This is a genomic window from Acinetobacter sp. MB5, assembly GCF_003261585.1.
Classification (GTDB): domain Bacteria; phylum Pseudomonadota; class Gammaproteobacteria; order Pseudomonadales; family Moraxellaceae; genus Acinetobacter.
This window is the reverse complement of the sequence record NZ_POVU01000002.1, coordinates 266,531-279,213: the sequence shown is the minus strand read 5'-3', so window position 1 is coordinate 279,213 and position 12,683 is coordinate 266,531. Positions and strand designations below refer to the sequence as shown.

Annotated in this window: 14 protein-coding genes; 7 read left to right on the top strand and 7 right to left on the bottom strand. The window is 38.9% G+C overall.

Annotation, left to right across the window (positions count from 1 at the left end; genetic code table 11):
• Positions 1–41: 41 nt before the first annotated feature.
• The 6 genes from C1A47_RS03955 to C1A47_RS03930 all read right to left on the bottom strand — a co-directional run bounded on the left by C1A47_RS03955 (position 42) and on the right by C1A47_RS03930 (position 4,267).
• Entirely contained in the window at positions 42–335 is a 294-nt protein-coding gene (locus C1A47_RS03955) for a cyd operon YbgE family protein (protein WP_111892639.1), read from the bottom strand.
• Positions 336–339: 4 nt separating this feature from the next.
• Complete coding sequence (gene cydX, locus C1A47_RS03950) at positions 340–441, bottom strand: cytochrome bd-I oxidase subunit CydX (RefSeq protein ID WP_004753106.1); 102 nt, start codon at positions 439–441, stop codon at positions 340–342.
• A 14-nt stretch (positions 442–455) separates the two neighbouring features.
• Positions 456–1,601: a cytochrome d ubiquinol oxidase subunit II gene (gene cydB / locus C1A47_RS03945; RefSeq protein WP_111892637.1), complete on the bottom strand. Its 1,146-nt coding sequence runs from the start codon at positions 1,599–1,601 to the stop codon at positions 456–458.
• On the bottom strand, positions 1,598–3,187 hold the full coding sequence (locus tag C1A47_RS03940; RefSeq protein ID WP_111892635.1) for a cytochrome ubiquinol oxidase subunit I: 1,590 nt from the start codon (positions 3,185–3,187) through the stop codon (positions 1,598–1,600). The genes cydB and C1A47_RS03940 overlap by 4 nt, the downstream gene beginning before the upstream one ends.
• Complete coding sequence (gene cydP / locus C1A47_RS03935; protein WP_111892633.1) at positions 3,187–3,378, bottom strand: cytochrome oxidase putative small subunit CydP; 192 nt, start codon at positions 3,376–3,378, stop codon at positions 3,187–3,189. Before cydP ends, C1A47_RS03940 begins: the two co-directional genes overlap by 1 nt.
• Before the next feature lie 535 nt (positions 3,379–3,913).
• Complete coding sequence (locus C1A47_RS03930) at positions 3,914–4,267, bottom strand: hypothetical protein (protein WP_111893083.1); 354 nt, start codon at positions 4,265–4,267, stop codon at positions 3,914–3,916.
• A gap of 258 nt (positions 4,268–4,525) precedes the next feature.
• Here C1A47_RS03930 and mnmG point away from each other — a divergent pair, with 258 nt between their 5' ends.
• The 3 genes from mnmG to C1A47_RS03915 all read left to right on the top strand — a co-directional run bounded on the left by mnmG (position 4,526) and on the right by C1A47_RS03915 (position 7,704).
• Positions 4,526–6,406 (top strand): tRNA uridine-5-carboxymethylaminomethyl(34) synthesis enzyme MnmG, encoded by a 1,881-nt coding sequence (mnmG, locus tag C1A47_RS03925; protein WP_111892631.1) that lies wholly within the window; start codon positions 4,526–4,528, stop codon positions 6,404–6,406.
• A 400-nt stretch (positions 6,407–6,806) separates the two neighbouring features.
• Positions 6,807–7,118 carry a hypothetical protein gene (locus C1A47_RS03920; RefSeq protein ID WP_111892629.1) on the top strand — a complete coding sequence of 104 codons (312 nt, stop codon included), beginning with the start codon at positions 6,807–6,809 and terminating at the stop codon, positions 7,116–7,118.
• Positions 7,119–7,200: 82 nt separating this feature from the next.
• Positions 7,201–7,704: a hypothetical protein gene (locus C1A47_RS03915; RefSeq protein WP_111893081.1), complete on the top strand. Its 504-nt coding sequence runs from the start codon at positions 7,201–7,203 to the stop codon at positions 7,702–7,704.
• On the opposite strand, the gene C1A47_RS03910 is transcribed toward C1A47_RS03915, so the two are convergent.
• Positions 7,688–8,677 carry a helix-turn-helix transcriptional regulator gene (locus C1A47_RS03910; protein WP_111892627.1) on the bottom strand — a complete coding sequence of 330 codons (990 nt, stop codon included), beginning with the start codon at positions 8,675–8,677 and terminating at the stop codon, positions 7,688–7,690. The two genes, C1A47_RS03915 and C1A47_RS03910, sit on opposite strands and share 17 nt — an antisense overlap.
• A 226-nt stretch (positions 8,678–8,903) precedes the next feature.
• Between C1A47_RS03910 and C1A47_RS03905 the strand changes: the two genes are divergently transcribed.
• Genes C1A47_RS03905 through C1A47_RS03890 form a run of 4 tightly spaced genes read left to right on the top strand, consistent with a single transcriptional unit; the run spans position 8,904 to position 12,605 of the window.
• Positions 8,904–10,451 (top strand): circularly permuted type 2 ATP-grasp protein, encoded by a 1,548-nt coding sequence (locus C1A47_RS03905; protein ID WP_111892625.1) that lies wholly within the window; start codon positions 8,904–8,906, stop codon positions 10,449–10,451.
• 10 nt (positions 10,452–10,461) lie between these two features.
• Positions 10,462–11,064, top strand: a complete 603-nt coding sequence (locus tag C1A47_RS03900; protein WP_111893079.1) for an alpha-E domain-containing protein — start codon at positions 10,462–10,464, stop codon at positions 11,062–11,064.
• Positions 11,061–11,849, top strand: coding sequence for a transglutaminase family protein (locus C1A47_RS03895; protein ID WP_111892623.1), 789 nt, complete (start codon positions 11,061–11,063; stop codon positions 11,847–11,849). Before C1A47_RS03900 ends, C1A47_RS03895 begins: the two co-directional genes overlap by 4 nt.
• Before the next feature lie 21 nt (positions 11,850–11,870).
• Positions 11,871–12,605 carry a proteasome-type protease gene (locus C1A47_RS03890; protein WP_111892621.1) on the top strand — a complete coding sequence of 245 codons (735 nt, stop codon included), beginning with the start codon at positions 11,871–11,873 and terminating at the stop codon, positions 12,603–12,605.
• The last annotated feature ends 78 nt before the right edge of the window (positions 12,606–12,683 follow it).

Below are 12,683 nucleotides of genomic sequence, written 5' to 3'. Positions count from 1 at the left end.
AAAAAAACCAGCATATGCTGGTTTTTTTATTGGTAAGGTTTTTAGCCTAGCCAGAGATAATAGCCTACAGCCATCAGTGGCCATGCCACTACAGGACTAAACAGCCATTTCCATAACCAAAACCGTGGAACAAACCCTACACCATAAATAAAACCACCTGAGATGCCTAACATGACTAACATGAGTACTGAGTGATTGTAGTATCCATTTTCATCAAGCATCAAAGAAGGGTAGATCAGTAAAATTGCAGCCAAGGGCAATGCCAACATGAAAGAAACAATCATGATGAGAATCTCTACTGTACTTTTTTTAGATGCTGTCATTGCTTCGGCCATTTTCTTATTCCTCGTCTAAATTTTGATGATGTTCAGTGTAAAGTGCACTGAGTACACTTGCGAAACATGCCATTAAAATTCCGAGAATCCACGCAAAGTACCACATATTCTATTCTCCTATTAGTACAGACTATGTGAATGAGTTTCAATATGTTTGTTGGTAATAACGCCCCACATTTTGTAATAACACCATGTGGTGTATAGCAAGATGATTGGAACGAAAATGCAAGCCGCGACAGTCATTACCATTAATGTACGGTGGCTAGAAGTTGCATCCCACATGGTTAAGCTTGATGTTGGATCAATGCTTGAAGGTAACAAGAACGGGAACAATGCGAAACCAGCTGTTAAGATTGCACCAATGATACTGAGACTGGTGCCTGTAAAACTTATGCCAGCTTTACCTGAACCACCGCCGAGAATAGTCAATAATCCACCTAAAATCGCAACCACTGGAGCAGCCATAGTAATTGGATAAGTTGAATAGTTATTCATCCAGCCTGGGTTTGCATTAGTTACAACATGTTTAGTTAATGGATTAATGGCAGCATCAGTGTTTAAAGCTGTTGCAAGACTGTAGCCTGGCATTTGACCAAAATACAACCATGCACCTGCAGCAAGGAAGCAGACTAAGAACACAATACCCATGATTTGAGTTGCTTTGGCTGAACGCTGACGCAAAATGCCATCTGTACGTAACATCAACCATGCACCACCATGTGCGCAGAGCATAGATAAGCTTACAATACCGCAAACTAACGCAAATGGGTTCAGCAGAGCAAAGAAGCTACCTGTATATTCTGAACGAAGTGTATCATCAAAATGGAATGGTACGCCTTGGAATAAGTTACCAAAAGCAACCCCGAAGACCAATGCTGGAACTGCACCACCAACACATAAACCCCAGTCCCACGATGTGCGCCATTTGGTATTTTCTAATTTTGAACGATAGTCAAAACCAACAGGGCGGAGGAACAAAGCGAATAGAACCAGTAAGAGTGCCCAGTACATACCTGAGAAGGCAACCGCATAGACCATTGGCCAAGCAGCAAATAACGCACCGCCTGCGGTAATAAACCAAACTTGGTTGCCATCCCAATGTGGTGCAATCGTGTTGATTGCAGCACGACGTTCGTTATCAGTTTTACCTACGAAAGGCATGATTGCCATGGAGCCCATGTCAAAGCCATCAGTTAGAGCAAAGCCAATTAATAAGACACCGACAAGAACCCACCAAATGATTTTGAGTAATTCATATTCAATCATGATTGAGCCTCCCCAACTGCAGATTGGTGATGTGTGTCTGATTTTTCAAAATGATATTTGCCAGTATGTAAAGAACTTGGGCCAAGGCGGGCAAATTTGATCATCAAATACATTTCGATAATGAGCAGCACAGTATAGAAGGCAACTAAGGCAAAAATAGAACCTGCTAGATCGCTTGTACTTAAGCTAGAAGCTGAAAGGTGAGTTGGTAATACTTCACCAATTGTCCAAGGTTGACGGCCACCTTCGGCAACATACCAACCTGTTTGAGTTGCGACCCAAGGTAATGGTAAAGCGTATAGCGCAAATTTAAGTAACCATGGTTTTTGTTCAAAGTTGCGTTTAGCCACAGACCACGCTGCAAGCAAGAATAACAACAGCATTAATGCACCAGATGCCACCATTGCACGGAAAGTGAAGAACAATGCTTTTACGTTCGGAATACTATCTTTTACTGCAGACTTGATTTGGTCATCAGTCGCATCAGTAACGTTTGGTGTATATTTTTTAAGAAGTAGGCCATAACCTAAGTCTTTTTGAGTTGCTTTAAATGCTGCTAGCAATTCAGGCGTACGGTCACCAGCACGAAGTTTTTCGAGTTGACCATAAGCGATCATACCATTACGGATACGGCCTTCATGCTCAGACATTAAGTCTTTAATACCAGTCACTTGACCAGTTGTTGAGCGTGTTGCAATCAAACCTAATACATATGGGATTTTAATGGCATAGTCAGTTCGCATTTCTTGCTGGTTTGGAATACCGAACAAAGTAAAGCTTGCAGGTGCTGGCTCAGTGTTCCACTCTGCTTCGATTGAAGCCAATTTGGTTTTTTGAACGTCACCAATTTCATAGCCTGATTCATCACCAAGTAAAATAACGCAGAATGTTGAAGCAAGACCAAAAATGGCAGCGATTGCAAAAGAGCGGCGAGCAAATGCTAAATCACGTTTTTTAAGTAAGTAATAGCTTGAAATAGCTAATACAAAGATAGAACCTGTGACATAACCAGAAGAAACAGTATGTACAAATTTCACTTGGGCAACAGGGTTAAATAACAATGCACCAAAGTCAGTCAATTCCATACGCATGGTTTCAAAATTGAATGCTGCTCCAACAGGGTTTTGCATCCAGCCGTTCGCAATCAAAATCCAAAGTGCTGACAAGTTAGAGCCAAGGGCAACTAACCAAGTTACACTTAAGTGTTGAACGCGAGAAAGACGTTCCCATCCAAAGAAGAATAAACCAATAAATGTTGATTCAAGGAAAAATGCCATTAAGCCTTCGATCGCCAGTGGTGCGCCAAAAATGTCACCAACATAGTGCGAATAATATGCCCAGTTTGTACCAAACTGGAATTCCATGGTTAGACCTGTTGTTACGCCTAACGCAAAGTTAATACCGAAGAGCTTGCCCCAAAACTTGGTCATGTCTTTATAGATTTCTTTGCCAGAAACGACATACGTTGTTTCCATGATGGCAAGAAGGAAAGACATGCCTAAAGTTAGGGGAACAAATAAAAAGTGATATAACGCGGTCATTGCAAATTGTAACCGCGAAAGATCGACCACGCTTTCAGAAATCATCAACGTGTCTCCTTAATTGGGTATGGAGTGCCAGCGATTCGCTCGGCAACTTGATTGTCAAAGTTTTTAGGAAAAGTTGGAGAATTAAACCAAATATTTTTGATTAACATGAGAATAGTTACTTTAATTATCAGAATAATGATAATTTCTTTAACTAATCTTTTATCGGATTTTTTAGTCTCTAAGCTCATATTAATAAGCCTATTGAAATATCTGTTAATGCTATTATTGAATAAAAAAAATAAAAAAGAAACAATAAAAAACATTTATTCGTTTGGTAAAAAAATAATAAATAAAATCATATATTTGAAATTTATTATATTTGGATTGTGAGCGATTTTTAAACTAAAAATCCTGACTAATTTGGTTGTGTTTTGTGATCTTTAAATATGAGTAAAATGGTTGGTAATATGATTTTAAACTTGATTAATTTAATAGGGATTAATATTTAAAATATTTTATTCGTATATTATTTTATGCATAAATCTTGCCAAAAGTATTGTAATAATTAAGTAATATATTAATCATGCTTAATAGTTTTTCCACTTGTTGCTAGGTGAGTGGAATATAACTACGACGGAGTAGTGGTTATTTTTAAGTTTTATTTAAATTACTTGTAAAGATAATGATGAGCTGAAAAAAATATAATGAATAAATTATATTCTACTCAAAAACGATCAAGATGAGATCTTGATCGTTGGAGGATGGGCTTGTAAAAAGCGAGTTTTATTGCATTGGACGAGGAGGAGTAAATGCGAGAGCACATTTTCCTTTCATTTCTTGGCCATTAATTGTTGCCATTTTTGCATGAGGGTCATTTTGACAGGTGTCATACAATTCGTTTTCATTGCCTTGGATCATTTTGGGATGCATTGGAATGAATTGAGTTTGACAGGTTCCGTTCCAAAGAACTCCTCTTGACGCAAATGAAACAGCATCTCCAACATGCTTGCCTTTACAAACCTGTTGAATCATTTTGCTATTGTACATTTTATCAACTTTGTCATTTGCTTGAGCGAGTGACGCACAACCGAATGACAAACCTAAACAAATTGCAGTTGCGATGATATTTTTGTTCATGTGATAATCTGCCTTTTTGTATTGTTGTAAAGCTGCCTTTTTAGTATAAAAAATAATCAAAAAATGTCCTTGTTTATTTAGTAACAAGATGCGTATGTTTGTGAACATTTTTGCAAGATCTGCGATGTATTTATGAGTTGTGTATAACTATTGCTATATCTCATCAAGGTTATCTGTGAAAGTGCAAGTTTTTGATATTTTTGCACCATTCTTTGCTATAATATTTCGTCTTTTTTTAGTTCCGACACAAGATTAATTATGCATTATCCTAAAGTTTACGATGTCATCGTTATTGGTGGTGGTCATGCTGGTACAGAGGCTGCGCTTGCGGCTGCGCGTATGGGCCGACAGACATTACTATTAACTCATAATATTGAGACTTTAGGGCAGATGAGCTGTAACCCTGCTATTGGTGGGATTGGTAAGTCTCATTTAGTGCGCGAAATTGATGCACTCGGTGGTGCAATGGCGCTTGCTGCGGATAAGGGTGGCATTCAGTTCCGTATCTTGAATTCACGCAAAGGTGCAGCGGTTCGTGCGACACGTGCGCAGGCTGACCGTGTTCGTTATAAAGCAGCGATTCGTGAAACCTTGGAAAACCAAGCCAATTTGGACATTTTCCAGCAAGCTGCGGATGACTTGATTGTTGATGGTGATACCGTTAAAGGTGTAGTGACTCAAATGGGTATCCGTTTTGATGCAAAAACGGTTGTACTCACCACAGGAACATTCTTGGGCGGTGTCATTCATGTTGGATTGGAAAAATCGAGCGGTGGTCGTGCAGGTGATCCACCATCAATTGCTTTAGCACACCGTTTACGTGAACTTAAATTGCCAGTTGGTCGTTTAAAAACAGGTACGCCACCACGTATTGATGCACGTTCTGTTGATTTCTCTGTAATGACACCACAACCAGGTGATTTTCCATCACCAGTGATGTCATTTATGGGTGATGTGTCGATGCACCCAGAACAAGTCAATTGCTATATTACGCATACCAATGAAAAAACCCATGACATTATTCGTGGCGGTTTAGACCGTTCGCCAATGTATACAGGCGTAATTGAAGGGGTTGGCCCACGTTATTGCCCATCGATTGAAGATAAAATCCATCGTTTTGCTGATAAAGATTCACATCAGGTGTTCTTGGAGCCTGAAGGTTTGGATACACATGAGCTTTATCCAAATGGTATTTCAACTTCTTTACCGTTTGATGTGCAATTTGAGTTGGTTCGTTCAATTCGCGGGATGGAGAATGCACACATTTTACGTCCTGGTTATGCGATTGAATATGACTACTTCAACCCGCAAGGTCTGAAATTTACCCTTGAAACCAAAGCGATTAATGGTTTGTATTTTGCAGGTCAAATCAACGGTACAACAGGTTATGAAGAAGCAGGTGCACAAGGTTTACTTGCGGGATTAAACGCTGCACGTCGTGCGTGGGAACAAGAAGAATGGACACCAAAACGTGATCAAGCTTACATGGGTGTGTTGGTCGACGATTTGATTACGCTAGGGACAAAAGAACCGTACCGTATGTTCACATCACGTGCCGAATATCGCTTAATGCTGCGTGAAGACAATGCAGATCAACGTTTAACTACAATTGGTCGTGAGCTTGGTTTGGTGGATGATACACGTTGGGCAGCTTACTGTGAAAAAATGGAAGCAGTTGAGCAAGAAACCTCACGTTTACAACACTTGTGGGCTGCACCAAATAACCCGATGGGTAAAAAATTCGTTGAAATGACAGGTGCAGATCTCAGCAAAGAATGTAGCGCAATTGATCTGTTAAAACGCCCGAATATCAGCTTTGAGCAAATTGCAGAATTAACAGGTTCTGAAGTATCGCAACAAGTCGGTGAACAAATTGAAATTGCTGTGAAATATGAAGGTTATATCAACCGTCAGCATGAAGATGTCGCACAGTTAAAACGTCTTGAAGAAACCAAAATCCCAGCAGATTTTGACTATGACGTGGTTTCAGGTTTATCTCGTGAAATTACACAAAAATTGAAAACAGTTCGCCCAGAAACTTTGGCACAAGCGAGCCGTATTCCAGGTGTGACACCTGCGGCAGTTCAGTTGATCATGATTACAATTCGTAAAAACAATGCGATGCGTAAATCAGCTTAACTCAAATTTAGAAATGAAAAGCCCGATCATTGTATCGGGCTTTTTTATGTTGGTTCAAAAGCTTAGTAGAAAATAAATTAAGCATTTTTATTTAAAAGCTCATGCAATCTATTTATTTCTCAGACAGTGAAAATCTTCATATAGTGAATACATCACATCAACAATGAGAAAAAGCCATGACCTTCAAGCATATTCGATATAACCGTGGTGAATTGGCATGCTTAAACTGATCAGATGAGTGTTGTTCTTCCTAAATAAAAATAACAGATCATAATAAAAATAGCGTTCAGATCAGATTAGCCTATTATCAGTGATGAATAATAGGCTTATTTTTTATTCACTCTATCTAAAAACATAAATCCCTTTATACTGTATGTTTTACACATAGACTGGAGTCAAAATGATCGTAAGAACATGGCATGGATGTGTACCACGACAACATGCAGATGGATTTTCCGAGCATTTACAACAAACAGGTGTGTTGCATTCTGAAAGTATTGCGGGAAATTTAGGTGCTTATGTTCGTCGAGAGTCTCAGGGCAAATGGGAGCATTTTTTCTTAGCAACCTATTGGAAAGATTTATCCGCTATTAAAGCCTTTGCTGGTGAAAATTATCATATCGCGGTTACATATCCAGATGATGAAAGATTTGAATTGTTATCAGATCCTTATGTGTTTCAGCATATTGTCTCCGTCATAAGTCCACTTTAATCATCTGCTAAGATAGTGATATATTTAAAAATCAAGTATGCTCATAGCATGGCTGAATAAAAAAAATATAGGTGATGCTATTATGAAGAAGCTGAACATTTCGGGTTGTATAGTCAAGAAAGCTATTTCATCTCAGGACAATTTGGAAAAATTGTTTGGAACTCCTCTTGAATATTTGGGGGATATCAGCTTCGCGGAAGCCACAGATTTAGAACACGATGAAAATACTATAGCTGTGTATAGTAATGAAGTTGCTTGTCTGATTATTTACCATGCGGGACAGTCTTATGATGTGTCCGAGGTTAAAGATGACATTGTTCAGTTTGTTTTATTTTCTCTAGCCAATAGCTATTTCTTTGAACAATATCATCAAGGTGAATTACAACGTCGTTATATGGTTGTAGATGGCGAGGTACATGAGGACGTAGGTGAAGGAACATTGCAAAAAGGTGATGACGTTGAAGCAGTCGTGAAGAAAACTCTGGACGAATTTTTACAAACGCCGATTTCAGCCCAATTGAATCAACTGACATTTCAGCGCTATGCATTTATAGAGGTCGATGAAGTGTCTAAATTGCCTCATTAACATATGTCGCAACTTGGGCAGGTTCAATATGACGAATTTTCTGCCCGAAACTTCTTAACCACCAAACCAACTGCGATGTTAATGGAACAGTAGCTTGAATTAAGACCTGTTCATTATCTACGCGCTGAATAGTTTGATCTCGACTGAGTTGAGACTCATAAAAAGTTTTTGCGTCTGCTTCTAACATGGTGAGTTGTAGTTGCACCATTTCGGTTGGTTTATGCGTGTCGATTCGAAACCCTAAAGCACCCGATTCAATATATTGATCGATATTAAAATCAACAGGGTGCATTGCACGATTTGCAGATAAGTTTGCGGACTTAAAACGGTGCAAAGCAAAGGTTTGAATATCCTGACGATCATGGCGAGTACAGATTAGGTAGATAATTGCACCCTTTTGTACCAGCCCTAATGGATTGAGCAAGTAATTCTTTTCTTTACGCTCACGTCCTTCATACACACATTCAATTTGTTTATCTTGCAAAAGACCTTCATAGATCACTTGTTGTGCTAGCTGATCAATGGTTGGTGGAATGAGGGGTTGACTTGCGGGCACAATTCGCACCCGATTAATCCATTGGCGCACGTTGTTTTGGCTAGATAAGCTACGTCGAGCCAAATCAAACCAAGGCATCATTTCATTAATTAAACTCGGTGGAAGTAGGTGTTTAAGATGTTCTTCAACCATCATAAAAGTGACTGCTTGAGAGCTGGTCATATGCGGTAAACTTTGAATCGGGGCATCAGATCGCCAACGCCAACCTTGAGGAACTTCTCTATTACTTTCAATGGGAAAGCGTAGAGCGAGTTGGTTTAGGTCACGTTGAATAGTGCGTAAACTAATATCGATACCTTCGCGTTGCAAAGTCTCTTGTAGCTGACGGGTACCTGTCCATTTTCCTGTGGTCAGGCACGATAAAATTTGCCATTGCCGATGCAGGCTGTTGGAGGTTTCTTTTTCTTGTGTGGACATGAGATGATATAAGATACTGATAAAGTTAAATGAATGAGAAGTGTTGAAGTCGAGAGGATTTCAAACAACTCGAAACGAAAAAGTTCTCTATACACTAGTCTTTTGTAGATGAGATATCAATAATAAATATCGAGCAAGACAAAAAACTGAAGTAAAAAATGCTAGGGTGCTATGGCATCAATTTTGCTAATCAAAAGACAAGCCTTAATAAAGATGAGAGGTTGATATGCTAAAAGATAATAAAGAACCTTTAAATATGATTGATAACGTTGTTACAGCTACAGGATATAGTCACTTAGAACCACAGCATGTTCAGCCTAAAAGCCAGCAGGATAAAAATTTATTTCAGCAACTTCACTCGAAGTTCTTTAATGAAATGCTGGATGATCAACACATGTCGGCAGAAGCTTGTCGCAATATTGAAAAATGGTTATTTGAACGAAGTCTAGCAGAACTGAAAATTCTCAATAAAGAAGCCAAAGAATTCTTTCTTTATCATGGAATTACCTTTACCGTATATGGAGATGCTGAAGGAACAGAACGAACCATTCCTTATGATTTAATTCCTCGTGTAATTGCAAAAAAACAGTGGGACAAGATTTCTACAGGATGTGCACAGCGTGTCGATGCACTCAACCATTTTCTGGATGATATTTACAATCGTCAGGAAATTTTGAAAAGTGGCATTGTGCCTGAAGTTCAGGTATTAAGTCATGAAGCCTTTCAGCCACAAATGCTGAATTTTAAATTGAAAGGTCAGATTTATTCGCAAATTAGCGGAATTGATATTATTCGAGATGGAACGGGTGAGTTCTTTGTTTTAGAAGATAATTTGCGAACACCATCAGGTGTGTCATACATGCTGGAAAGCCGAAAAATCAGCAAAAAATTGATGCCTGATTTGTGCCAAAAAAGCAAACTTTATGAGATTGAACAATATCCACAACTTTTACGTGCAATTTTAGAAGAAAATGCCTTGGTTGATCGTCCAACTGTTGTGGTTCTGACACCAGGGCGTTTTAACAGTGCTTACTATGAACATGCATTTTTGGCGCGTGAAATGGATGTGCCTTTAGTGACAGGTCAGGATTTATTTGTTGAAAATGATATGGTTTATGCCAAAACTGTTTATGGTAAACAACGAATTGACGTGATTTATCGTCGTTTAGACGATGCATTTTTAGATCCTTTAAGTTTCCGTCCAGACAGTTGTCTAGGTGTTCCTGGATTAATGTCGGCCTATTTAAAACAAAACGTGATTATTGCGAATGCGCCTGGGACAGGTGTTGCAGATGACAAATCAATTTATCCTTATGTTGATAAAATGATTGAGTATTATTTGAGCGAAAAACCGATTTTAAAAAATGTGCCTACCTACCAGTGTCGTTCTCGTCATGACTTAGAATATGTTATTGAAAATATGCATAATCTAGTGGTGAAAGAAGCGCAAGGCTCTGGTGGCTATGGTATGTTGATTGGCCCTCAAGCAACAGAAAAACAAATTGCTGAATTCAAACAGAAAGTGATTACTCATCCGCATTTATATATTGCACAACCAACGCTCGATTTGTCTGTTGCACCCACTTTGACAGATAAAGGCGTGGCAGAACGTCATATCGACTTGCGTCCATTTATTTTGAGTTCACCACAACGAACTGAAATCGTACCAGGTGGTTTGACCCGTGTGGCAATGAAAGAAGGATCTTTGGTTGTGAACTCTTCACAAGGCGGTGGTATCAAAGATACTTGGGTTATTGAAACATTGGATGCATAAGGGGAAAAACATGCTATTGCTTATTTCAAATGCATACAATATTTACTGGTTGGGGCGTTACTTAACTCGAATTAATTTTTTGTGCCAGTATCTGCCATTACAGGATGATGAACATGCCAAGCAACTGATAGGTGCTTTGTATTTACCTGCTTATGATGCGGCATCACTGACAGAACTCTTGCTTGATCCTGAGCAGGTTTATTCATTTAGCCAGCAATTTAATGTTGCTTATGACAATGTTCAGGCTTTACGTGGGGTGCTGTCACGTCAAAGTTATGCTGAACTGAATGCAATGTTTAAATATGCAAAAGATAATGCAGGATCGATTTGTCAAACCATTAGTGATATTGAAGCCGTGCTTGAAAGCGAATCTCAAAATATTTTTCTCTATTTTAGTCTAGGAAAATATATTGAAAAGCTCGATCAGGAATTGCGTATGCAGCAAGAAAGTCGAGACACGATGGAAAAGCTCGATATTCTTGCAAATGCTTTGAGTGAATTTGATTGGCATGAGTATGTTCATGCTTGGCATGATTTTAAGTTGCAACCAGATTTGGGCACTTATCATGCATTAAATACTCGCTTACAGGAAATGTTTGGAGTAGTCACATGAAATTAATGATTAATCATCAAACCCATTATCAATATAGTGAGGCTGCAAGAAACAGTATTCAATATATTAAGATGATTCCTCAAAGTGGAGGGCATCAGCGGGTACATTCATGGGATTTAAGTATTCCAGGCACATACGATACCCAGCGAGATGCTTTTAATAATTTATGGGTGACCAGTACGCAGCGATATGCTTATCAGCAACTCACTATTATGGTGCAGGGCATTGTTGAGATTGATCAAAAGTGTGAAACATCAATGCTTAATGATGTAATTCACCCCAGTGTTTTTTTGCAGCCAACAATAATGACTGAATGCAACCGTGAAATGTCTGCATTTGCTCATGAATATGTTCAACAGAAAACACGTGCCGAATTGCAGGCTTTAGCCGCTGCAATTTTGGAATATATTCCGTATTGTCCACAGGCAACAGAAGTACATACACCCGCAGCTGAAGTGTTTAAGGCACATCAGTCGGGTGGAGTTTGTCAGGATCATAGTCACATATTTATTGCGATGTGCCGAGCCTTGGGAATTCCTGCACGTTATGTTTCTGGCTATTTATACGCTCCAGATATGATACATCTAGCCAGTCATGCTTGGGCAGAAGCATATATAGATCAAACATGGTATTGTTTTGATATTAGTAATCAGATCTTTACACCACGCTCACATATTTATGTTGCAATCGGTCGGGATTATTATGATGTTGCTCCTATTCGAGGAGTACGTGAACATGGTGGGTTAGAGACAATGCACTCCATTGTGCAAGTTCTGCCATGCTAGATTTAAACGAAGGAAGTGTTAATGACCTATTGCTGTGCTTTGCGTTTGAAAGATGGTTTAGTCTTTATTAGTGATACGCGTACCAATGCGGGTGTTGATCAGATTTCAGTTTTTCGTAAACTTTATACGTTTGGTGTACATCAGGAACGTTTTATTGCTATTCAGACGGCAGGGAATCTCGCAACAACTCAGGCTGTAATTGGACATTTACGCAATCAAATTGCATTAAAACAAGAGCCAAATTTATATACGGTCAATACCATGTTTGAAGTTGCTCAACTGGTTGGGCGAACCTTGCGTAAAGTCATTCAAGATGTGACTGAAGATACGTTAGAGCAAAGCAATTATTACTGTAGCTTATTGGTTGGAGGGCAGATCGGAGATGCTGAACTGCAACTTTATAATATTTATCCGCAAGGCAACTTTATTTGTGCAACCAAAGACACGCCATTTTTTCAAATTGGTGAGAGTAAATACGGTAAACCAATTCTTGATCGTGCTTTAACTTATGATATGCCGTTAGATGAGGCGATTCGTTGTAGTTTAATCTCTTTTGATTCAACATTGCGGTCTAATGTTTCTGTGGGAATGCCACTCGATCTTTTAGTCTATCGGGTAAATAGTCTGAAAATTCCGCATGGTAAACGAATTACCAGTGAAGATCCGTATTTTCAAAACATTAGTCGGCAATGGTCAGAAACTTTAAGACGTGGATTACATGAAATTCCCAAGCCTGATCAGGAATATTTCCTGTAAGGATTTGAACTAATATTGCAATACATTGGTCTATTTAAAATGCAGCAAAAGCAAAAAAAGCCAAGTTAAAACTTGGCT